This is a genomic window from Legionella lytica (assembly GCF_023921225.1).
Classification (GTDB): domain Bacteria; phylum Pseudomonadota; class Gammaproteobacteria; order Legionellales; family Legionellaceae; genus Legionella; species Legionella lytica.
Map to the genome: position 1 here is coordinate 2772145 of NZ_CP071527.1, position 23661 is coordinate 2795805.

Genomic DNA, 23661 nt, shown 5'->3' on the forward strand with positions numbered 1-23661 from the left:
ACTAAACTCGATGTGGGCCGGAGCCCAACAAATCAGGGTACAATTGGCAGTGAAGGCCTAGCTCTAAGGTTTGATTTGCAAATTATCTAAGACTAGGGCGAGGGGTTTCTTCATGTGCCTGCTCATAAGAACCTGATGCAAGAGCACCTACTAGATTGACGCTATGTAATACCACATCAGCGACTTCAGCAACCCCAAATACTCCTTGGCTAGTCGCATCAGCATAAATAGCACCTAATCTAGCACAATTCGCTCCAGAGGTAGCTAAGCGCCCCCAGAAATTATCTTTATTTTTAAATGCCAGTATTGTTAAACCGTGAGTAGCAAGATCAAAACCAAAACGGAATGAAGTGCTTGGGTCCATTATCATTTGAACTGCAGCTAAAGTAAGAGCTCCAGCATTTAAAATCTGCATCGTTTTATCAAAGCTGCTCTCTTGGCTAAACAAAGTAAACATACGAATTTTCCTTATCATCATTTATTATTGGGCAAATTTTAAACAAAAAGAAAAGATAAAACAAGCACTTTTTTAGCCAATTAGAAACTAGGCATTTCAATAGACACGTTTTCAATATCTTCATCTATATCCAAAACTAGTTGCATCGGTTGAGGATTAGTAGCAAATAAACGCTCCAAATTTTTGACCAATAAACGAGTGGAACGCTCGCCAACTGCACGATAGTGCGGTTCAACCCGTCTGCTCTCCATCTCCACATCAAACTGTTTTTTTAACTGCTTTTTGATACTCACATCAACATTTTCATCTTGTTCAATTTTCTTAAGAGAACTATCGACAGCTTCCTGATATTTGGCATTTAACTTATCAAGCTTGTATTTACATTGAGTGACAGTATCTACCATTCGTGCAGCATCGCTTTTAAATAACCAGCAAATTTGTGCGAAAAAGTTGGAAAGCTTAACCCAAAAGTTATTATGCACCTGGAGAAACTGCTCCAAGATTTCTGCATCCGCTTGATATTTATGAAGAAAATCTTGATTCTCTTTCACAGAACGCAATAAACTACGATATACATGCACCGCATGTTCTGCGAGCATCACCGTGTGCTGTAACTGCAGAAGCCCCCCATCGGATTCGCTTAAAACCAGACGTTTTAAATCATCATCCTGCTGGAATATCTTATTATTAATAAGGGTAATTTCTTCTTGTTGGATTTGAATAATACCATTGAGCCCGGTAATGGTATCCATTAACACTTGTTTTAACGCCTCTTTGCATTCACTATCCCAAGTAGATGGCATCCACTTTAAAGCCGCATCTTGTATTTTGTATGGAAGGTAGCGATAACCATGCGTTACCGGCACAACGAGCCAGCTAAGACCATAGGACATTTGCTGCGACAGATTTTTTTCCTCGGTGGCGGTGGTCAATTGCTTTACCTTCGTCTCGAAATCAGTTTTTTGCTCCTCTGACAAGGTGTCCAACAAGATCTGGTAGGCCGCTGCGTTTTTACCAATCAAATCTAAAAAATACATACGCCCAGAAACACAACGCTCATTTTCGATTACCACCTTAAGAAAGGCTTTTAGTGATTTAATTCTTAATCTAAGCTCCTGGTTACTGCTTCGTAATGTCATTAAACGCAAAAGACCGGCAGAAGCCTGGCCCATTGTTTCTTCAACTACCGCCAGCCTCTTGTAAACCTCAAGCTCGTCAACGTTTCTGGCCTGCTTATTAAGAGGTTCTGCGGTAAGCAATGAGAGACAATGTTGATTGAGACTCAATTGAGCAAGCTCAACAACATTCAACTCTTCTTCTCCATCTGGTTTAGGCACAAGAATCGCAGCCTTTGCTTCTGCCTTTTGCAGTAACTTATCAATATTTTCGCGTATCTCGGTTATAGGAATAACCCAAGATACCATTTTTAAAGTCCAGCCTCTCAACGATTGCAGGGTGGGCTCTCCCAAATTAAGGATAAGATACAGGGTAAAGAGTAAATTTGCCGTCAGTGCTTTATCTGTAAATACGGAGTCATCTAAATCCAAGATAGTGTTTACTATCTGCAGTAATTTCCTCACATCTTCTGTTAAGGGTATTTTAGTATTAAAAAGATGCCCAGTAATGTCACTTAAATCCTGTAGTGCATTACATAAATCTTCATTTCCAGCAGGCTGTAGTTGCTCTAGGGCTTCATCAACAGTCAATTTAGCAAATAATACGGCGCCTCGCTCCCGAGCATCGTAAATATCCAAACGAAGAAATAACTCGGAGTTGAAGCTATTTGCGAACGCCTCTTTAATCGCCCCCAAATTATTAACTGATTGAACGTAATTATCCATTAACAGGGCGGTTTGTAATTTTGCTTGCCCAGACTCAGTGTCTGCTTTAGTACCTAGCCACTGTTTGCCACGCTCTTCTTTACTTTGCATAGCCCCTCTGAATTCCAACCAGCTTAAAATTTTTATTCTATCCGAATAAAGAACAAAACAAAAGCCAAGTGTCCCAAATTAATCCAAAAATCACCTAGAAATCAACTATTATTATATAGAAGAATCTCTAAGGAAAATAAATAATGACCACTAAAAAAGGAATCTATATTTTTGCCCTAATCGGCCTACTCCTTGGATTTTCATTGGATTACGCGTACCGCCTACACGAGTCAGCATGGGCTAGCTCATCAATCAATAATGGATTCTCGATTTTATTTTCGTGCATCTACATTATTACCTTCTCAACCATTTTCGCACTGCTCTATACCCTAGCTTATAATGAAACTCATCGTCTGCGCTTACTCGTCACCAGTGTCATTGGGGCGCTGATTCTGTCTTTCTGTTTCCTCGGTAAAACAGGAGATGACTTGACTGAGCATCTACTTATATTTGCCTGGGCGTTCCCAGTATATGTTTATATTGGGTTCTCCTTTCATTATGCCATCCATCATGATAATACTTGGAAAATAAACTACTCTACGTTATTCGCTGCCGTATGGAACATGTTCATTCTCTTATGTATCGCCGGACTATTTACCAGTCTGGCTAATTTACTTGTTTTACTAGCCGCCCTACTCTTTTCTACCTTAGGTTATGAATATTTATGGAACTTATATTCCAATGACATCCATTTTACTTTAATTTTAAACTCTACCTTATTCTTTATTGGTTTAGGGGTTGGTCAACAGAATATAAATATTATTTACAACTTACGTTTTTTATTGCTACGCATGATGTATTACCTCTTACCCTTCTTCGCATTAACCAGTATCGTCTATTTTATTCTCTATCAAATAGGCCCTGCTGCCGCTCAAACCTTACCCGATTACATTAACCCTTTGCCCATTCTCATCACGCTCGTATTTATAGGTATTTTATTTTTTAATGCCTACTACCAGGACGGAGATGTAGAAAAAGAAACCGCAGCTCCTATATGGTTAAAATGGCTACTCAAAATTTACCGAGTAATTTTATTGTTCTTAATTCTAATGATGCTGCTAGAAATTTATCGTAAGAATGCATATATGGATATCAATGGAATTATTTGCTTACTGGCCGTCTTTTTCTATGGCCTCCTGTATGCACTAAGTGTCTTTGTTTCTGCTGAGCGAGAAAGAACCTGGATTCAATCAGGCAATATTGCCATTGCCTTATTTTTTATGGCCTCGCTCTTTGTATTAAATCTTCCCTACATCCCCCTAGCATTTGATGTGGGAAAGAAACCGGCACATATCACACCAATATTCAGTTTGTCTGAACCACAGAAAAATAATGCATTATCAGAAGGAGAAAACAATGGTTAGTCAAGGAAGCAGTCGTGGGGATTTTCGCACAGTTTATCAAGGAAAATCTGTAGATGATCTCATCATTGAATACATGGAACAACATGCGATTCCTGGAATGTCCCTTGCCATTGTGCAGGCTCCATATATTACGCGGGTCGTTGGCTATGGATTAGCAGATACCCAATCTAAACGCTTGGTTTCAACCCGTACTCTGTTTAATATTGGACAAATAACTACTGCATTTACGGCAGTAGCGATTATGCAGCTCCAAGAAGACGGAAAATTACACTTGGATGATTCCATAATAGGTTATCTACCATCCTCGGTACCACAAGCATGGGAAAAAACCAGTATTCGCCATTTACTAACACACAGTTCCGGAATACCTGATTACACCGTCTGCGAAGGCTTTTCTTACCACCAGCAATACCCTGCTGCAGAGATTATTAACTTTATTAAAGAACAGGCGTTATTATTCCCATCAGGAACTGAAACCCAAACTAGTGCCTCTAATTTTTATCTACTCGGACTCATTGTAGAACAAGCCAGTGGTATGAGTTATGAAGCTCATGTGACTAAAAATCAAATAGAACGTATGGGTTTACAACGAACCGTTTTTATCAATAGCTTATCATCTGTGGAAAATGAAATGGGCAATGGTACAAACCCATTTAAACATAGCGAATTTTTAAAAAATCCAATTTTTGTTGATCCTACAGAACATGCCATTGGATATTCAGCGGACAATGCAACCGCTCGCGAAGTAACCTGGAGCTCTTCTTTTGCCAATAGCGGCATCCTCGCATCTGCCGAAGATATTAGCATTTGGGATATTGGTCTTGCGGGTGGCATTCTCATTAAAAATGTTGAAAATAGAAACTTCTTATATCAAAGCCCTCTGTTAGATAATCAACAAAAAATTTCTGGAAATGCAGGTTGGTCGTTTCCAGGCCACCCTGGACTGATGCACATTAAGGGAAATATTTCCGGGTTTTCCGCTTTTTTGAGCCGTTTTACCGCAGCAAATGAATTAGTCTGCGTGACACTTTTAGCCAATAAAGAAAACTTAGCGGATCTAGATATTTTAGCCCGTAAAATTGCTGCAGCCTTTGACATTAACTTAGCGGCAATGAATGGTGGTTTAAAGGCAGAAACATTACAAAGTCCCTATTCAGTACAACAGACTATTGAGCGATTAAGCTCTATAGTAACCAAACAAGGGGGTAAAGTTTTTGCCCATATCGATCACAGTGCCGAAGCCCGTAAAGTCAATCAATCCTTATTACCTACCGAGGTTCTTATTATAGGAAATCCCGCGAAAGGAACTGCCTTAATGCAAGAAAATCCGGCCATCGCTCTAGATCTGCCGTTAAGGATCATGGTTACCGAGGATCAAAATGGCGAAGTTTGGCTAAGCTTTGCTGATCCAATAAAATTACAAGAGGAATATCATTTGAATGGCAATGAAGCGAAACAAATAGCCCTCGCCTTACGCAATTTATGTGAAAAAGCGGTTTCAATTCAAAGTAAATTTTAGCAATTATTGCATGCTTAATAGAAATCTCCGAAAATGAGATTTCTATTAAGCATGCAACTAAGGAACGAACAATGGCCAATATCCTGTGCATCGCACAATTTATCTCCAAACCAGGCAGGGAAGAGGAGCTATATAAAGCACTATTAACCCTGCTGGAGCCAACTCGAGCAGAGCCTGGATGCATCAGCTACAATCTGCATCAAAATGTGGAAAATTCAAGTATATTCACGATGACCGAATGCTTTGAATCCAAAGAAGCATTTGATTTCCATTCAACCCAGCCTTATTTGCAATATTTCAGAGAACAAGCAAAAAACGCGATTGAATCGGTGTCCTTAACGCTGGGTACAAAACTGTAGCCATTGTAGATTGGCCCCCTGGCCCACCAATACCTCTATCAAACGAGAACTCGATGTTGGACCACGGGCCAACCTGCAGATCAGTGTAATAATGAGGCCCCTTCCTCCTGAATAAATACATCCCTTTTTTTTCCAAAAATTAATTGGTACACTCTAGCGAAAATAGCCCTCTGTCGGATATAAAATTGACTCTCGATGCAAATAAATCTGATGCTCTTGATGCGCACATGGATGCGTTTTTAACCAAGGAAAAAGTGGTTGTCATTATTCCGACATACAACGAAGCCTCGGTCATTGAAACCACCATAGAACAAGTCTTTGCGGCAACCAGTTCTATTCCTAATTATGAGCTACACATATTAATATTTGATAGCGCCTCTACTGATAACACCCAAATCATTGTTCAGTCACTACAAACGCGCTACCCAAGATTGCATTTATGTTCCGAATCAGCCAAATCAGGACTAGGCTCTGCTTACTTGCAAGCGATGAACTATGCACTCAATGAAATGAATGCAGATATTGTCTTCGAATTTGATGCTGATTTATCTCACCAACCTAAGTATATTGGCCCTATTTTAGAACAATTAGAACACTGCGATTGTGTTGTGGGCAGTCGCTATGTCCCAGGTGGAAGTATTCCTAAAGACTGGGCTTTTCATCGTAAATTATTTTCCGTTTTAGGTAACTACATTGCCAGAGTAGTACTTACGCCTAAATATAAAGATTTTACTAGCGGCTTTCGTGCAACACGCCGTCAGCACTTATTAAAAATCCTTCCGCAACGATTTTTAACCAATCATTATGCTTATAAATTACAGTTACTATGGTTACTTCACAAAAATAAAGCGCAAATCCGCGAGTTTCCCATTGAATTTATTGATAGGGATTTAGGAGACAGTAAACTACCTAAAAATAGCATTTCTGACTCTTTACGGGTTGTATTTACCCTTCGCTATTACGAACTCAGGCGCTATTTAAAAATGTGTCTAGTGGGATCTATGGGCATGGTTGTGCAATTTGGAATTTATAATCTATTGCGTAATTACCTACATCTTTCACCATTTAGTGCCTCACAGCTTGCCGTATTTGCAGCCATTATTAATAACTTTATTTTGAATAATAAAATTACTTTTCGCGCACGCTACTCCGTTTCGCGTGCACTAAAAATGCAACGGCTAGCCCTTTTTTCAATTTATTCGATTAGTATCATTTACCTACAAAGCTATTGGCTACGCTTAGGCGTCCTCTGTTTTGGTGATGGAGCACTGCAAGAAAATATAATTATGGGGGTTGGTATTGGTTTAATGTCCCTTTTAAATTATTTCACATATTCTCGCCATATCTGGGGAGACAAGCTTGCACTTAATAATTAGAGGCGGCAGCTAATTCCATGACCGATAAACATGCTACCTGGCTTCTTATTGCACTCTACTTTGTGGTGCTATTAGGATTGGCCCCTATCAATTTATTATCATTTGATACCTATTATTATTGGGAATGGAGTCGCCATCTCGCCTTATCTTATTACGATGGCTCCCCGATGATCGCCTATCTCATCAAACTATCCACCTTAGCTTTCGGCCAGACACTTTTTGCATTGAGCCTCGTAGGCATTGCGATTACCGCACTGACCAGCTGGATTATCTATAAAACTGCGCGTTTTTTCTTATCAAAAGAGGCCAGCTATATTGCCACACTATCTTGGCTATTTTCCCCACTAGTCACACTGGATATATTAAAACAAACTACCTATGACACTCCACTAACCTTATTTTGGGCCCTAACCCTTTATTACACGGTAAAATTCTTAAAAACAAACAACCATAAAGAACTCTATCTGATAGGAGCTAGCGCCGGCTTAATGATGCTTTCAAAATATTCAGGCATCGTATTAATCTTTTCCCTACTCATCTTCTTAATTTCCAGCCCCTATCGCTCGATTTTTAAAAACAAACACTTTTACTTAGCCTTATTACTATCCATCGCTATATTTAGTCCCGTCATTATTTGGAATTACCAAAACCAATGGCAATCGTTTATTTATCAACTCACCACCCATCAGCTCAAAACAGAGGTTAATCCATTCGTTAATGCAGGCAAAACCTTCCTCACCCAATTTCTTCCTTGTTTAAATGTGATGCTTCTTCTTCCATTTTTATGGGGAACAAAAAAATTGGATGCTAATAATGAGTTAATCGTAAAATTATGTCGGATTGTAAGCATTACCTTTCTGTGTTTTTATTTATACACAGCAAGTAAAGCAGAAATTCGCGAATATTGGCTAGCACCGTACCTAATCAGCAGCGCCTTATTGCTAGGATATTGTTTTGAAATTTTTCCCTATCGTAAATTAGCCAGTGCGTTGATTGGAGTCTATGCCCTAATAAGCTTTTTTATTGTTATCGATAATACGCATACTTATCCTATCGTTAAAGCGAAAAAGCTTATTCCTTATCACCTAATCCAACAATTCAACGAGGATTATCCTCAACTAACTAGTCCTGTTTTGACTTCAGGTTGGTTTGCCGCCCGCATGTTATTTTTCCTTAAAAATAATCCCCCGGTTTATACCTTAGGTTGCGACACACAACAAAATCAATATGCTGAATGGAGTGCCGCGATTAATAAAAAAATTAGCGACAAAACCTTAAAGGAGGCCTTATATATTGATATTTATGACCGTAGTGCGTGTTTAGCGCAACATTTTACTCAATGCGAAAGAATACCTACACGAACCTATGCACTCAAACATAATGAGCATGAGCTTTATGTTTACCGTTGTATTAATCCCTGACCTGGCATCGAAGTGTGAATGCTTATATAACTTACAGAGACTCAAATTATCGCGCCTTAACCAGGCACCAACCTATTAAAGGAACGAGTTTAATTTTCGCTCTTCTGTATTTTGATTGGGAGATGACGCCTTAATTTCTTTTATAAATTGATTCAATAATAGATAGAGACTATTATTTTTTGCACTGGACTCAACAAAACCAGGTATTAATCCAATCGTTTTTGTTCTCGACACAATACCCTCCTTAATGCTCTCAAATAGCGTTATGAGTTCATCTGAAGATCTACCGGGATCGCTACTCAATTGCTCAATCAAATCATCAACCCGTTTGGCGATAAATTCATGTTCCAAACAATAGCTCTTCAATCGCTCAATAAATAAACTTATGTTTTCTGGTAATTCTGGTTTTTTTGATTGCTCGACTGCATACTCAGGAGCAAACACCGCCAAAAGCTCGAGGAATTCTTGTAACTCTTGCTCCGCTTGCTTCAATATTAAATGGAAACGGCTGCTTGGCGAAGAATAGAAAGAAAAAGAATGAACTGCGCTGTATCCAGAACGGATTTTTGTTCCTTCTCGTTGAAAACATTCTATAAGTTCAGCTAATGATGTCTGGGGATTACGAAGTTTTTTTAATAAATTATTAATAGCCTCTAGATGCTGTTCGTTACAGCATTCATAAGTATATTCCTCCAACTCCTTTATAAGAGATGAAATTTTTTGCATTTTCGATTGCATTAATTCATCAGAAGAATCCACAAATGAAATGCCATCCAGTTGGTTTAGCACTAGTGACTTCTCTTCTTTGTTTAAATTAGAAGCTATATCTTGGAATTCCATAAATGAGCCAATAAATACACTGAAATTAACCGCAGAAAGAGCTTGTCGTCTAGATGTAAAGGGAAGAAGCTCAAACCACTGACAAAATAATTCTTTATGATTAATTAAATGAGCAAATCCACCTAAAATTTCACTCCTATCATCTAAGTGTTCAAATAACATAAGTAAATGCTCGCTATCCCTGACCCACATTGTTAGGGAGCCTTTGCAATGCTCGAGGATAGCCTGATGCATTAAAAATTTATCTTTCCATTGCTGCAAAAATTTTAGCAGCCCACCAAAAGATAAGAGGACTTGGCTATGCTCGCAATACCGCTTAAGAAAATAAAGTTTGCTCGTCGTATCCCAATGTTGCTCCCACCTTACATAGGTATGAGGATTAAACCAGTGACTTAATTGTTCAAAAAGACCATCAATTATCAATTGTTGATGTCCTTTAATTCGATATGTAAAGAGCTGCGCAAAATCAAAGCCCTTAAATAGTTCATGGAGTCTGGGTTGTAAATAAGTAAACAGAGCTGCAAGCTGATTCGCATTTAACAAAGTCATCACCAATAGACTTTGCTCAGCAGATTGGACTCCATCACCCAAACAATTTAAGTAGGATTGATCAAAATTAGCCTGCAAGGTTGGCCTTAATGCATTGTAAATCGCAAAATAGTATTCCATGTTTTCACGGATAAGTTTATTAAGCTCCTCAGAACGAGCCTGGATAATAATTTGCTGATTTTCTGCAGAAAAGTAACGTAACACCTCATGTATTTCTTGCACATCAAAATCAAGCTGACCTAATCGCGTATGGATACAGCTCACCACGGCCGCAAATAATTTGGGATTTATAAGTATTAACGGCAGTAAATCATCCATCTGCTGAACTTCTGGAGCGATTAGTTGAGCAAGAGACTGTACTGAATAACCTGAAAATGTCATTAATACGACCACCTGACTCCACAACTTACTATCATCTTGCCCAAGACTTTGAGCACGTATTGTTAAAGCCTCTAACGCTTCATCACGTAATCTCTTTAAATTGGGGAGCGCTTGAACTTCATCCAGCCCATTAATCTGAATCGCATACAACTCTTTATGCTGGGTTAAATATTCATCAAGTGACTCTGAAATTTGCTGTGCACAAGGAAAAATATCTGCTTCATCGTGCAGACGTACTTCCTCATCAGTCAGCTCACATCCTAAACATCGTGCAAAAAGGGTTAAAAAATAGCATTCTAAAGACGCATTAGCATAACCATAATGCTGCAACGTCAAAGGTGCTACTTGTGCTTTAATATTTTCAGGCAAGGCTCTCCATAGAGTATAAAAATTATGAATGGGAGTAGCGAGTACCTCATTATCCGCAACAAGCTCTGTTCCAGCATCACCCACGGCCCCCCGTTTCAAGTCCTGAATCAGTTTTCTAATAGCAAAGCCAATGCTCTGATCATCAAATTGCCGGTTATGGCTTTCTCTTAACGCCCGCATGTATCGAAAACTAGCCTCCCCACCTATTTGTTCTAGAGTCAAAAAATCATGTCCCCCTAATTTGTAGCGAAGCGTTGTTAAATGCTCCTGAAAATCAGGAAAAAGTACATTAGTATTCACCTCAGCACTATTAAAAATTTCTGCTACTGGAATTAACTTCGTCTGAGTTTGATCTAAAGCATAAAACTCAAGAGGAAAATGCCCATCCTCTTCTGTATCTTCTTTAAATGAAAACATCAAAGGTCGGCATAATTGCTCAACGGATGGCATTAAAATCGCCCAGACCGATTCATCAGGCTTTGCAATGGCCTCTGCAACTTTAAGACAAAGCTGATTAATGGGTAAAAAAGGATGGTTCAAATAGGCAATACTGCTGTTTTCTCCTAATAAAGCTCCTCGCTCACTTAAATACCCTCTAATGCGCTCTTCGAGCTTTTCTAGATCCGTTTCAAAATTAAATTGCTCAGCCAAATTCTTAAAAAAATCAAAGCCAGCTTTAGTTTCTAACCTCATCCAATATGTTTCTTTTTCAATTAAAGAGGATGAAAAAACAAGGGGTAACTTTTGGCATTCATCAATAAGTTGAAGCAACTGAGCTTTTGATAACATGAACCTCTCCTAAAAATGGAGGTCAATTATACCAGCATTTTGTCTATAAAATAAACAAACAGGGGTAAATACGATGAACATGAACCATGATTAGGTTGCGTTACATCAACGCAAGGTTATTTATTTTCCCAGGCAGCTAGAACCCAGCCAGCAATAGAACCTACCCCCAAAACCAACAGGATTGCTGCCAATGACCACTGCCCATAACCTTTAACCGCAGCAATAATGCCACTCGTTAATGCAGCAGTTAAATCTTGCAGGCTGGAATACAATGCAGCTACAGTGCCCGCCATATGTGGAAAAGGATTAAACGCCCCCGCAAAGGCATTAATAAAAGTAAAACCGGCCCCCATACAAAATATGGCAACTGGAAGTATAATGCTCCAGATCGTCGTGATACCGAAAAAGGCTAATCCCAACATACAAGCCCCACCGACCATCATAAGTAATGCCCCAATAAAGACCATGTAAGGGATACCTTTACGCATCACTAATTGGCTATTAATAATGCCACTAAAACAAATACCTGCAGCAATAAAAATGGTTAATTGACCAAACTCCATAGGACTATATCCTAAAACATCCTGAAAGAAAAAAGGGGCAATGATTAGATAGGACACAATGCCCGCACAAGCAAAACAAGAACAGAGGGTATAGCCTAGAAATACTTTAGAGCGTAATAAAATAAAAAAATTTGCTCGCATTACCCTCAACTTTGTCGCATCGGGATTAAGATTTTTATTCGTTTCAGGCAGGGCCCACAACGCGAGCACCCAAATTACTAATCCAAAGCATAATAAAAATAAGAAATTAGCGCGCCACCCAAATCGCTCTTGAATGTATCCGCCTAAGATCGGTGAGGCAACGATAATAAAAACACTAACAATCCCAACATAAGACCCAATTTTTGCCAAAGTTTTTCCGGTAAATAAATCGCGGACTAAGGAGCGACCGACCGAACTGCAACAACCAATTCCAAACCCCTGTAAAAAACGCCCCAGAATCAACATCCAAACTGACGTAGCAAGAAAACAGCATAAACTACCTAAAATACTTAATCCAATCCCAAACATTAATGGTGGTTTGCGGCCAATTTTATCAGATAAAGGCCCATAAAATACATGAGAAATTCCTAGACCCAGCATAAATAACGACAACGTCATTTGGATTGCTGCCTCACTACTATTAAAAGCTTTGGTAATCGCAGGTAGCGATGGAACGTATTGATCCGTGGTTGTTTGCATTAAAACCATGAGCAATAACACAACAAAAACTAAAAAAGGTGAGACTATCCGGCGATCGTGTTTGAGCATTAAATGATCCTTGATGTTCATCAAGTCGCAATCAAAAATCACGACTGAAAGTCAAATTACATCATGCAAGAGAACAAAATAGCAAGACAACTCGTACATAAAACAACAGGAACGCTAATTAACCCCTGCTGATACGTGCATCACGGAATACATCCTCAACCAGAGTATTAGTACGATAAATCGTAGACAGAGCAATATCATCCAAACTTGCCTCATCAAGTGCTGATAATTTCTCCATCAGCCTTTCACTGTAATTTAGCGCATCCACAATAGTACATCGTTTCTCAATATCCTTATTTATTAAAGCCTGTACCAACTTGATAATCGCCTTGTGCTGAAGTAAAGCTGAATGAAGATTAACTAGTATCTGCGATGAGTCTGCAACAAAATTTGCGGCAAATAAATCAGGAAAGAGCACGGCAATAATGAGCCCCATGCCATAAGTGTCATTTAAAAAACCTGTTCGATGCACTGGGTCTCGATAAAGTTCTGTATACATCGTCTTTTTAGTAGAGCCTTGCTTAAACACTGAACCAAAATCAATTAATCTCATTGCTTGCCCCGGCACATCAAGAATAAAATTCAACGGTTTAATATCATTATAAGTGCGATAACGAGAATGCAACTGATTCAGATCGCTCAATGCAGTAATAATACATTTTAAACGTGTGTCAAAAGACAAACTGCTCAGTTGCTCTCGAGAAAAACGCCCTAATGCCTGTCCTGGCTGCCAAGAAGAAACAACAAAGGCTGCCTCACCTTCAGAAAAGTAAAGACTGGTTCTTGAAAATAGCCTATGGCATTTGGCCTCACGTCGCGCAGCCTCTTTTAAATTGGCGACAATACCTGAGTGTATCTGCTTAACACAATAAGCAGGCTCCACATCGTTAGGCGATAAATAAGCCTGCTGAATGGTTCCTTGCCCGCCTCGAGCAAAGAGCGTATTGTCACTACGAAACCAAAAACTATGGTTATCATTTAATATAATCTGGGTTTTTGATGGGGTATGAGATCTCTTTGTCGCAATGCTCACTTCAGAAGGAGCAACAGCTTTGTATTGTATTCGCTGCAGTGCAGCTATCAATGAATGCATATTAAATAACTTATGTTTTGCCAAATTATCGACTAGCATGCTAACTCGTTTTACATTATTTTCTGATAACAGGCATAATTGCTGAATAATATCCGAACTTAACATTTGAGCATCATAGTGATGCAAGAAGCTGATTAACATACATCGAAGCTCGAAAGACACACTTACCTTTTTTTCAAGTAATTTTTTATCGTGAGTCTCATAAGGTTGATCCTTGGAAAACTGCTCCAGCAACTCAATAAAATCCCTTACGTGACTGTGCCTGCCAACGTTGTATAAATGAGCTAACTCAGTAACAGAAATGCCCAATTTTCCGGCGTTCCATAGCTCTTTTAATAGATAATTCCTACCCATTATTACAGCACAGGTAGCCGGGGTATACCCGGCCTTATTCTTGAGTGCATTGAAGGAACATTGTTTTTCATTCAACAACCAAAAAACAACGTGAGAAAAACCATTCATTGCCGCAAGGTGTAACACGGTATCTCCATCCGCATCGACACAGTCTAAACTATAGCCTTTTAGATCCAGTAATTGGAGAATATCTAAATAACCAAACTTGGCAGCTAACCAAACCGGGTTTTGTTGCACATTACCTTTCGCATCGCTCAATGTCCTCTCATCGCCGCATATTGAGCCAAGGTTAGCTTATATTTTGGATCTTTGGGGCCTGAACAACTAATGAAAGTCATTGTAAACGGAGTCAGCGAATCCAAATCACCGCGATCTATATTTTGAAAAATTTCCTCGATGTCTTTTGCAGATAATTCGTATTTATTGACCACCGTAGTATTAGAAATTTTGTTTTGCTTATCAAACATGTAAATACAATCCTTGCATTATAAAATAAACATAGTGGTCGGCGGCTGATATTCAAAATAACGCGATAAAGGAGAAGTTATATTGATGCCAATCAACGGCAATAATATTACATCGTGGGCAAAATGAACTCAACAACTTAACCCTTTACCTCCGCAATGGTTCTGCTATGATAAGTTCCAATAAATAGGCGATTATATTTAAAGGATTAACACCATGACGCATGACGATCATAAAAAAAAATCTAAGGGACACATAGTCCTCTCCTCTCATCCCTCAGTGCACTCTGCACCATCACTAAAAATTAAATGGGGTGCTCCCACCGCTAAAGAGCGTGGGCCAATTATTGCCTCTTTAACTAATATTCGTAATCGTAATGCCGTGGGCACTCATTCTGGTTCTTATTCAGTGTATCGTGCCCTAGCCGTGGCAGCTGGTGTTTTAGATCCAGAGCATGTTCCCGATCTGACTGACACAACCCCACCTGTAACTATTGGCCCACATGCGCAATGGAGTAATCCACAAAAAATTATTTCATTAGCTCCCTGGGGGCACATGGTTGCCACAGAATTTGCGGAAGAGATTCAGGCCGGTTATGACATCAGACCAACCATTGCCGTGACCAGAGCCCATATTAATCTCCCCGAATTGCATACCGCCATGCAAAAAGGACGGCTCAAACCCGATGGAAAAATATTAAAAGAGTCAGGCGATGTAACCGTCACTAAAGCAGCAATCGAACCAGTTTGGTATTTACCAGGAATTGCTGAGCGTTTTCAAGTTTCAGAATCCGCCCTACGCCGCACTCTATTCGAACAAACTGCGGGTATGTTTCCAGAGTTAGTAACCCGTACCGACCTTGATGTCTTTTTACCCCCGATTGGAGGTCTTACCGCCTATTTCTTTGGTGATGTGACAACTATCCATGACCCTAAAGTGGAACTAACCTGCCGTATTCACGATGAATGTAACGGTTCTGACGTCTTTGGTTCAGACATTTGTACCTGTAGACCTTATTTAACTCACGGCATTGAGCTATGTATTGAATCAGCGCAAAAAGGTGGGGCAGGACTTATTGTTTATAACCGCAAAGAAGGTAGAGCCTTAGGAGAGGTCACTAAGTTTTTAGTATATAACGCTCGTAAACGCCAAAAGGGTGGTGACACGGCCGCTAAATACTTTGAGCGTACCGAGTGCGTTGCTGGAGTGCAAGACATGCGTTTCCAAGAACTGATGTCTGATGTGCTGCACTGGCTGGGTATTACTAAAATCCACCGCTTTGTTTCGATGTCCAATATGAAATACGATGCCCTCATCAAGTCGGGAATCGAAGTTCTTGAGCGCGTCACCATCCCTGATGAATTGGTCCCTCCTGATGCCCAAGTAGAGATGAACGCAAAACGTGCTGCCGGCTATTATTCACCAGAGCGTATCGTTGACATTAACGAATTGGCAGAAACAAAAGGACGTGAGCTTCATGAATAAGGAACAAAAAAAACAAGATCCAGTATTAGCAATGCTTCGTGACCCGCGTACCATACGTAATCGTGCTCATGCTATTTTAGAGCTTGCCAAACAAAACAAACTCAATCACTTTAGCTTGCAGCCAGAACAAATGGCTGCTACTGCTTCGTTTGTTACTGAAGTAATTCAAGAACAATACCCTAATTTAGATATCCCCTATCACAGTCGCTGGCGTCATTTTGAAGCCGGAGGCATTGATCGTATTCAAAAAATGCAAGAACAGCTCAGCTCACTTAGTCCTGCAGAGCGAGGTAAAGTTCTTTATGAATTGGTAATTATCAGTGTGTTTCTGGATGCAGGAGCAGGTCCTTCCTGGCGCTATAAAGAGCAAGCCTCTGGAAAAGAATTTTCACGTTCAGAAGGACTGGCTATAGCCAGCCTGGACCTTTATCAAAGTGGTGGTTTTAGCGCTCATCCTCAGGAGCCATTCCGCGTAGATGCTCAACGCTTAGCCGAATTTAGTGAACAGGATCTACAACAGGGCTTTCAAGTCAGTAGCAACAATCCTCTTGAGGGGGTTTCAGGTCGCGTCGCTTTATTAAACCGCCTAGGTAACGCGATACAAGAAAATACTGAATATTTTGGCCAAGCAGGACGTCTGGGTGATTTCTATACCTATGTCAGTTCTATGGCAACACACGGCCAATTGGAAGCTGCACAAATTTTTCAAGCAGTACTTGGCGCCTTTAATACGATATGGCCTGCGCGACTGAGCTATCAAGGTGTAGGCTTAGGTGATGTGTGGCTACATAGTGCATTAAAAAACCAGGCTCCAGGTTCTGAATATGTTCCATTCCATAAATTATCACAATGGCTCACCTACTCACTTATGGAACCCTTAGAACAGGCAGGAATTCAAGTGACACAACTTGAAACATTAACCGGCTTACCCGAGTATCGTAATGGGGGCTTATTGATTGATACTGGTTTGCTTCAGGTAAAAGATCAAAATGCCCTACGACAAGCTCATGATCCTAGTTCTGAACTCGTAGTGGAATGGCGAGCCCTAACCGTAGCATTACTGGATGAGCTGGCTGATTTAATCAGAGAAAACCTACAAAAAAGTACTCAAGAGCTACCACTCGCAAAAATCTTGCAAGGAGGTACCTGGGAAGCAGGACGGCGTATTGCCAGGGAAAAACGTAATCAAGGTACCCCTCCGCTACAAATTATTAGCGATGGTACTGTATTTTAGGAGTTATCATGCAAAATCAAGAAGTTGTGGTAGTAAATCATCCGTTAATTCAACACAAATTAACGATTATGCGCCAAAAAGAAACCAGCTGCGTAAAGTTTCGTACCTTGATGCATGAAGTGAGTATGTTAATGGCTTACGAAATTACTCGCGATCTGGAAGTAGAATATGCCGAAATTGAAACGCCCATGACGACAATGCAATCCCCTGTCCTCAAAGGTAAAAAAATGGTGTTTGTTTCTATTTTACGTGCCGGAAATGGTTTAGTCGACGGCATGTTGCAGCTTGTACCAACTGCTCGCATTGGTCATATTGGTTTATATCGTGATCCCAAAACATTAGAAGCCATTGAATATTACATTAAATTACCTGAGCACATGCACGATCGTGATGTAATTGTTGTCGATCCAATGCTCGCTACTGGAAACTCAGCCGTCGCTGCGGTTAAAGAAATTAAAGAAAGAGAACCTAAATCCATTAAGTACCTCTGCCTACTTGCTGCTCCCGAAGGCATAGCCACGTTCCATGAAGAACATCCCGACGTCACCATTTTCACTGCCGCGATTGATGAGAAATTGAATGAGAAAGGATACATTATGCCAGGCTTAGGGGATGCTGGAGACAGACTCTACGGAACCAAGCTAGATTATTAGTTCAGGATCATAGCAACTGTCTTGAATTAAAATTCAGGACAGTTGCTACGATGGTTAACAAACCCTTATAACCGGGTTGTCACCAACCCGGTTACATTTTTATCAATGCTTTACAACCCTAACCAATCTGTAGTATTAAAGAAATATCCCAGCATAAAAATATCATCTATGTTGAAAAAATAGGCATATATTGGTAGTATTATGTACAATTAGGGCTTTTTGTATTAGCACCAATAATACAAATCCCATTTTAAGGTAGGATGTATGGCGATAAATGAATCTGTAGCAGTTCCAGTAACAGGAGCAAATCCAAACGCAACGATTTGGGAAAAACAAGATACAGTTTGGATGCTGAGTCTTTATGGTACTGCAGTAGGAGCAGGAACCCTTTTCCTACCTATTGACGCAGGTTTAAATGGCATTTTACCCTTAATTATTATGGCAATATTAGCCTTCCCAATGACATACTTCTCACATCGCGCCTTATGCCGGTTTGTTTTATCTGGCTCCTCTGCGCAAAACAACATTACTGATGTAGTTGAAGAACACTTTGGTACTTTTTCTGGCCGCATTCTAACTGCCTTATATTTTTTTGCGATTTACCCCATCTTGTTAATGTATAGTGTCGCAATTACCAACACGGTAGAGAGTTTTCTGGTGAATCAAGTCGGCGTCACCGCGCCACCTCGAGCTCTTTTAGCAATTATTCTCATTCTTGCCTTAATGGCAATCATCCGTTTTGGTCAAGAATTTATTGTAAAATCAATGTCGCTCATGGTTTACCCCTTCGCGACTATTTTACTATTTCTATCTTTATATTTAATTCCTAATTGGAATAACGCCATTTTACAAAATAGTAATTCCTTACATGCAAATGGTGGGCATGGACTCCTGATGACCCTATGGTTAGTTATTCCCGTCATGGTATTTTCCTTTAATCACTCCCCCATTATTTCTTCGTTTGCGGTCAATCAAAAAGAGCGTCATGGTGCTGAAGCGGATAAACGTTGCACCAAGATAATGAAATACAGCCATTTAATGATGGTTTTTTCAGTCATGTTTTTTGTGTTCAGTTGTGTATTTAGTCTTTCTCCTCAAGACTTAATGCAGGCGAAACAACAAAATATCTCTATTTTGTCTTATCTTGCGAATCATTTTAAAACCCCATTGATCGCATGCATCGCACCAATTATTGCCTTTATCGCCATTTCCAAATCTTTTTTAGGGCACTATCTAGGAGCTAAAGAAGGCTTAAGCAGCATTATTGTTAACTCATTAAAATCATATGGAAAAACGATTGGTAAAGATAAGCTGCAACTGATTATTGAAGTGTTTATGGTTATTACTTGTTGGATCACTGCCACCATTAATCCGAACATACTCAAAATCATTGAAACACTGGGTGGACCCGTAATTGCCGTACTGTTATTCGTTATGCCGATGTATGCTATTGCCAAAGTACCTGCAATGCAAAAATACGCTACCCACAAAATCAGCAATCTGTTCACCATGATCATGGGCGTGATTGCAATTTCTGCAATTATTTACGGATTGCTTTAAATACATATCGTAGGCTGGGCTGTAAAGCCCAGCAAAACAAACTCGCACTACTCCCAAAATGCTGTGTTCATCAGCCCAACCCACATCCTAATAAAGGCTACGTTTCGTGCCTACACTTGCCTCCACACATCAAGATATGAAACAATTGAACAAATTACTCATGCAGTTGCATTAAATGCACAGTGAATTTCATTATTTACCCATAGAAAACATCCAAGCAGGTCACTATCAACCTCGCCAAGACTTCAATTCCGATGCCTTAAAAGAACTAGCTCAATCCATTGCTTCTCAGGGCTTAATCGAACCACTTATAGTACGTTCTATAGCCAAAGAGCGCTATGAAATTATTGCCGGTGAACGGCGTTGGCGTGCCGCGAAAATAGCGGGAATGCAACAAGTACCCTGTTTAGTCGGTAATTACAACGACAAACAAGCCTGCGCCCTTACCTTAGTAGAAAACATTCAACGTGAAGATTTAAACCTTATAGAAGAAGCCAGTGCTTATCGGCGCTTGATGGATGAATTCAACTACCTTCAAGATGAAATCGCCACGTTAGTGGGCAAATCACGCAGTCATATCGCCAATATCTTGCGTCTATTAAGTCTGACTCCTTATGTTAAGGATTATCTGCGTGAGCGAGTTCTATCGCTAGGACATGCCCGCACCTTGATTGGCTTAAGCCCAATCGACCAAGAATATTTAGCTGACCAAGCGGTGCAGGAGCAGTGGTCTGTTCGTCAACTAGAACAGGCTGTGAAAGAACAAAAAAATCAAAACTCAACGCCACTGAAGAATAACAAAAAGGACCGCGACATTGAGCGCTTACAAACTATTTTGGCAGAGCAAGTAGGTGCTCCTGTAGAAATAGTCGACGATAATGGCGATGGCGGCTGGCTTAAAGTGAAATTTTTTAATAATGACACGCTTGCAGGGCTTTTGGAGCGACTGGGCTTACGATATGATTAGGATCTGCTTCCCAAAGCAACCCCTAACCCTAATAAAAACAATTATCCTAGAAAAAGGAACCAACATTGATAAAACGGATGCTAACTGGCTTGTGTTTGCTGGCATTATCGTCAGGCTCTCAAAGCGGCAGTGTACAAAGTGACGTAGACTCATTAATTAAGCGAGTAAACCCTAATGTCAATCTTGGCATAGTCGTTATTGATTTAACGTCTGGGGAAACTTTATATCGCCGTAATGCAGACCGTTTTTATATTCCTGCCAGTAATATGAAACTGTTTTCTGAAGCTGCAGCCTTAATGGTGCTTGGCCCAGATTATCATTTTACCAACCAATTAAGCATCAGCTCTGGAAAAGTACAGCAAGGTGTATTACATGGTGATATTTATCTAAAACTCAGTGGCGATCCTTCCTTCTCTCGTGATGATTTAAAAGAATTACTTTCCGCTTTAAAAAATTGGGACATTCGCGCGATTCAGGGCAACGTTTATATTGATAGCAATTTAGCCAATGTAGATACTTACCCTCCGGGATGGTTGAGCACGGATTTATCTTATAGTTATGGTGCTCCCAATGCTCCCGTAGTGATTGATGCAAACCGTTTAACCGTTACGGTAAACCCAGGAGCGAAAGCTGGAGATCCAGCAATTGTAGAGGCAAACGATGATGGGGCTGCCATTAGCATTAATAATCAAGCAATGACGAAGGCAAGTGCGGAAGGTTGTGGCGTTGGCTTTTCATTAGATCAAGACAACCACCTAACTGCCCGTGGCTGCATAGGGGTAGGTCAAGGAGCAGTGCAACAGCGCATGGCCATAAAAAATCCTCTAGCTTATGCTCAAGGAATGATTCAAAATAATTTAACCCAAGTCAATATTCAACTTAATGGCCATATTCAGTTAGGTAAAACACCTGCTGGAGCATTATTAATTGCTAACCAACGTTCAAAAGCCTTATCGGAGTTGATGGCAGATACACTCAAGCCCTCCGATAATTTATATGCTGACAGTTTATATTTACATGCTGCGACCAAACTCAATGGTGCTCCAGTCAACTGGAAAGAAGCCGAGCCTCTTATCAAAAGCTTTTTACAAGCACAAACTGGAATTGATTTTAGTCGTTCTATATTTACCGATGGCTCGGGATTATCTCGCTATAGTTTGGTTACACCTGAACAAACTATTTCATTATTAACGTTTTTATATCAACGCTTCCCTCTTGCTTATGAGTACATTGCTGCTTTACCCGTTGCGGGCCGTGATGGCACGCTACAAAAGCGATTCCGTGTACCAACGCAACAAGGTTTTGTGCGAGCAAAAACCGGCACAATGACTGGAATAAATAGTCTATCTGGCTATTTATATACGGCTAATGGCCATACCTTAGCTTTTGCTATGTATGTTAATAGACAGCCTGGAAAAGCTTCCGGTCCTGGACGCCCAGTATTAGATGCTTTATGCACTTATTTTCTCAAGCTTAGCCCCATAATAAATCACGCGCCTCAGCTTGTGACAGCACATAAACCCGTTAATTTTCAATTAAACCCCAACCAAATAGAACGCCAAAAAGTGCATCAAGCAAAATGGAGACGCTTAGAATCAGCAATACGCACCGCCCTACGTGGGCAAGCAGTGAATATTATCTACCGTGGCGATGAATTAGTGGTCACCGATAATCAATCGGATGCCAATAAAGTTTGGGGATCGCTGCAATCCGTCGTGCAAAAATATCCTTTTGCGGTGATGTTATCCTCCAAAAACTTGGCGATTAATCCTGCAACGAAACCTACTCTACTGTGGGTACAATCTACGGATACGACCAACCAAGCTGAACGCGTGTGGACAATTAAGGAATCCGCCTAATAAATATCCACATAGAACAAAAATAGCCTTTTGAGCATGCTTAGGTGTATAATTATGAGGGCATAACCAAGTGCCTTCATCCTGGCTACATTAAAATGACATAATTTACCTTCTATTTGGAGAAAAAATTGAGCCTTATAATCCGTATTGTACTCCTCACCTTTTTTCTGCTGAGCCCAACCTTTGCAGCGTCAATACAGTTTTTAACGGTGAGTGATATTCATTACGGTGATAAGAATGGACTAGGTGACGGCAAAGATACCGGACCTGAGCTGCTTAAGCTTACCGAAAATAAAATAAAGGAATTGAGCCCTTCGGTAAATTTTATCCTTTTTTTAGGTGATATCCCGGCCCATGCCCTGCTGTTTGCTTCAGCGAAAGCAGAATATGAAAAAACCGTTTTTCAAAGCTTATATCGCAGTGACGCAGCCCAAAAACCTATATTTTATATTCCAGGGAATAATGATTCTCTTCAAGGTAACTATCAAGTTTTTGAAGCAAATGGTATTTCCCCATTGACCTACGCCACTGATTGGGATGGTGCTTGTGCTCATTGTAAAGGATTAATCATTGATGACAGCCATATGTATCACGATGGCTACTATTCCAGTTATGTTATTCCTAATAACAAAGAAGTAATCCTATTAGCCTTAAATGCTACTCAGTGGACTAAAGTATCTTGGTTAAGGCATGGATTTTTCTCTAAATACAAAAACCAAGATGCCGATGCACGAACTCAATTAGCCTGGTTAGAAGAACAATTAAAAAATCACAGCGCAAAACAACTACTTATTGCGATGCATGAACCTCCTGGACGCTCTTATCTAGGCGAGCCTATTTGGTATGAACAATATGAACAAGAGTTCATAAAAATTCTTAATAAGTACAGTAACCTATATGGGCAAATCACTTTACTTAGCTCTCACACCCATATGGAGGAATTCCGCAGAATTCGATTAGATAATGGAATTAATTTGTATGATTACGCCACTCCAAGTATCAGCCGCAATCACCATAACTACTCAGCGCTAAAAATATTTAGCTTAGACCCAGAATTGCGAATCAAAGACTTTACCACATACTACACAAGTATTTTGCATGAATGGAATAATGAACAATACCATGCTCTAAGTGCCCCTGATCCTATTTTTCCTAATTGCCAAAATCAAACATTGGCAGAATGCTTAGATCAATTAAGCCCAGACCAAGTCTGTGAAGATTTGGATAAAGGAGCATTTTATGGAGTAAAAAATCCTAACGTTCCTGATAACAACTGTAAAAAAATCTTTACTGTAAACTAAAGCATCATCTCACTTTTCTTAA

General features: G+C 40.0%; 18 protein-coding genes. 12 read left to right on the top strand and 6 right to left on the bottom strand.

The window, feature by feature from the left end; translation table 11 throughout:
• Window positions 1-82: 82 nt before the first annotated feature.
• Window positions 83-457, bottom strand: a complete 375-nt coding sequence (locus J2N86_RS12220; protein WP_252579740.1) for a hypothetical protein — start codon at window positions 455-457, stop codon at window positions 83-85.
• A gap of 80 nt (window positions 458-537) precedes the next feature.
• On the bottom strand, window positions 538-2388 hold the full coding sequence (locus tag J2N86_RS12225; protein WP_252579741.1) for a hypothetical protein: 1851 nt from the start codon (window positions 2386-2388) through the stop codon (window positions 538-540).
• Window positions 2389-2531: 143 nt separating this feature from the next.
• Between J2N86_RS12225 and J2N86_RS12230 the strand changes: the two genes are divergently transcribed.
• The 5 genes from J2N86_RS12230 (at window position 2532) to J2N86_RS12250 (ending at window position 8427) form a co-directional block, all read left to right on the top strand.
• Window positions 2532-3752 carry a hypothetical protein gene (locus J2N86_RS12230; protein WP_252579742.1) on the top strand — a complete coding sequence of 407 codons (1221 nt, stop codon included), beginning with the start codon at window positions 2532-2534 and terminating at the stop codon, window positions 3750-3752.
• Entirely contained in the window at window positions 3745-5271 is a 1527-nt protein-coding gene (locus tag J2N86_RS12235) for a serine hydrolase (RefSeq protein WP_252579743.1), read from the top strand. Before J2N86_RS12230 ends, J2N86_RS12235 begins: the two co-directional genes overlap by 8 nt.
• A gap of 71 nt (window positions 5272-5342) precedes the next feature.
• Entirely contained in the window at window positions 5343-5630 is a 288-nt protein-coding gene (locus tag J2N86_RS12240) for a putative quinol monooxygenase (RefSeq protein ID WP_252579744.1), read from the top strand.
• 185 nt (window positions 5631-5815) lie between these two features.
• A complete protein-coding gene (locus J2N86_RS12245) occupies window positions 5816-7006 on the top strand; it encodes a glycosyltransferase family 2 protein (protein WP_407658959.1) in 1191 nt (396 codons plus the stop codon).
• Between the two features lie 17 nt (window positions 7007-7023).
• Entirely contained in the window at window positions 7024-8427 is a 1404-nt protein-coding gene (locus tag J2N86_RS12250) for a glycosyltransferase family 39 protein (RefSeq protein WP_252579745.1), read from the top strand.
• A 75-nt stretch (window positions 8428-8502) separates the two neighbouring features.
• Here J2N86_RS12250 and J2N86_RS12255 read toward each other — a convergent pair whose 3' ends face one another.
• From J2N86_RS12255 to J2N86_RS12270, 4 genes are all read right to left on the bottom strand, one after another.
• Window positions 8503-11355, bottom strand: a complete 2853-nt coding sequence (locus J2N86_RS12255; RefSeq protein WP_252579746.1) for a hypothetical protein — start codon at window positions 11353-11355, stop codon at window positions 8503-8505.
• A gap of 116 nt (window positions 11356-11471) precedes the next feature.
• Window positions 11472-12668: a multidrug effflux MFS transporter gene (locus J2N86_RS12260; protein ID WP_252579747.1), complete on the bottom strand. Its 1197-nt coding sequence runs from the start codon at window positions 12666-12668 to the stop codon at window positions 11472-11474.
• Window positions 12669-12786: 118 nt separating this feature from the next.
• Window positions 12787-14373: an ankyrin repeat domain-containing protein gene (locus J2N86_RS12265; RefSeq protein ID WP_252579748.1), complete on the bottom strand. Its 1587-nt coding sequence runs from the start codon at window positions 14371-14373 to the stop codon at window positions 12787-12789.
• The gene (locus tag J2N86_RS12270; RefSeq protein ID WP_252579749.1) at window positions 14370-14582 is read right to left on the bottom strand and encodes a hypothetical protein; all 213 of its coding nucleotides are present in this window, start codon (window positions 14580-14582) and stop codon (window positions 14370-14372) included. The genes J2N86_RS12265 and J2N86_RS12270 overlap by 4 nt, the downstream gene beginning before the upstream one ends.
• Before the next feature lie 214 nt (window positions 14583-14796).
• Here J2N86_RS12270 and J2N86_RS12275 point away from each other — a divergent pair, with 214 nt between their 5' ends.
• The 7 genes from J2N86_RS12275 (at window position 14797) to J2N86_RS12305 (ending at window position 23639) form a co-directional block, all read left to right on the top strand.
• Window positions 14797-16065 carry a GTP cyclohydrolase II gene (locus J2N86_RS12275; protein WP_252579750.1) on the top strand — a complete coding sequence of 423 codons (1269 nt, stop codon included), beginning with the start codon at window positions 14797-14799 and terminating at the stop codon, window positions 16063-16065.
• On the top strand, window positions 16058-17299 hold the full coding sequence (locus tag J2N86_RS12280) for a URC4/urg3 family protein (protein ID WP_252579751.1): 1242 nt from the start codon (window positions 16058-16060) through the stop codon (window positions 17297-17299). The genes J2N86_RS12275 and J2N86_RS12280 overlap by 8 nt, the downstream gene beginning before the upstream one ends.
• An 8-nt stretch (window positions 17300-17307) precedes the next feature.
• On the top strand, window positions 17308-17952 hold the full coding sequence (gene upp, locus J2N86_RS12285; protein ID WP_252579752.1) for a uracil phosphoribosyltransferase: 645 nt from the start codon (window positions 17308-17310) through the stop codon (window positions 17950-17952).
• A 264-nt stretch (window positions 17953-18216) separates the two neighbouring features.
• Window positions 18217-19512 carry a serine/threonine transporter gene (locus J2N86_RS12290; RefSeq protein ID WP_252579753.1) on the top strand — a complete coding sequence of 432 codons (1296 nt, stop codon included), beginning with the start codon at window positions 18217-18219 and terminating at the stop codon, window positions 19510-19512.
• 175 nt (window positions 19513-19687) lie between these two features.
• A complete protein-coding gene (locus J2N86_RS12295) occupies window positions 19688-20479 on the top strand; it encodes a ParB/RepB/Spo0J family partition protein (protein ID WP_252579754.1) in 792 nt (263 codons plus the stop codon).
• A gap of 68 nt (window positions 20480-20547) precedes the next feature.
• Window positions 20548-22338 carry a D-alanyl-D-alanine carboxypeptidase/D-alanyl-D-alanine endopeptidase gene (dacB, locus tag J2N86_RS12300; RefSeq protein ID WP_252582453.1) on the top strand — a complete coding sequence of 597 codons (1791 nt, stop codon included), beginning with the start codon at window positions 20548-20550 and terminating at the stop codon, window positions 22336-22338.
• Window positions 22339-22466: 128 nt separating this feature from the next.
• Window positions 22467-23639, top strand: coding sequence for a metallophosphoesterase (locus J2N86_RS12305; protein WP_252579755.1), 1173 nt, complete (start codon window positions 22467-22469; stop codon window positions 23637-23639).
• The last annotated feature ends 22 nt before the right edge of the window (window positions 23640-23661 follow it).

Coding starts and splice junctions, on each gene's coding strand:
- J2N86_RS12270 (WP_252579749.1), bottom strand. CDS start 14,582: ATGTTTGATAAGCAAAACAAAATTTCTAATACTACGGTGGTCAATAAA.
- J2N86_RS12275 (WP_252579750.1), top strand. CDS start 14,797: ATGACGCATGACGATCATAAAAAAAAATCTAAGGGACACATAGTCCTC.
- J2N86_RS12235 (WP_252579743.1), top strand. CDS start 3,745: ATGGTTAGTCAAGGAAGCAGTCGTGGGGATTTTCGCACAGTTTATCAA.
- J2N86_RS12280 (WP_252579751.1), top strand. CDS start 16,058: ATGAATAAGGAACAAAAAAAACAAGATCCAGTATTAGCAATGCTTCGT.
- J2N86_RS12250 (WP_252579745.1), top strand. CDS start 7,024: ATGACCGATAAACATGCTACCTGGCTTCTTATTGCACTCTACTTTGTG.
- J2N86_RS12260 (WP_252579747.1), bottom strand. CDS start 12,668: ATGCTCAAACACGATCGCCGGATAGTCTCACCTTTTTTAGTTTTTGTT.
- J2N86_RS12255 (WP_252579746.1), bottom strand. CDS start 11,355: ATGTTATCAAAAGCTCAGTTGCTTCAACTTATTGATGAATGCCAAAAG.
- upp (WP_252579752.1), top strand. CDS start 17,308: ATGCAAAATCAAGAAGTTGTGGTAGTAAATCATCCGTTAATTCAACAC.
- J2N86_RS12225 (WP_252579741.1), bottom strand. CDS start 2,388: ATGCAAAGTAAAGAAGAGCGTGGCAAACAGTGGCTAGGTACTAAAGCA.
- J2N86_RS12295 (WP_252579754.1), top strand. CDS start 19,688: ATGCACAGTGAATTTCATTATTTACCCATAGAAAACATCCAAGCAGGT.
- J2N86_RS12240 (WP_252579744.1), top strand. CDS start 5,343: ATGGCCAATATCCTGTGCATCGCACAATTTATCTCCAAACCAGGCAGG.
- J2N86_RS12290 (WP_252579753.1), top strand. CDS start 18,217: ATGGCGATAAATGAATCTGTAGCAGTTCCAGTAACAGGAGCAAATCCA.
- J2N86_RS12230 (WP_252579742.1), top strand. CDS start 2,532: ATGACCACTAAAAAAGGAATCTATATTTTTGCCCTAATCGGCCTACTC.
- J2N86_RS12220 (WP_252579740.1), bottom strand. CDS start 457: ATGTTTACTTTGTTTAGCCAAGAGAGCAGCTTTGATAAAACGATGCAG.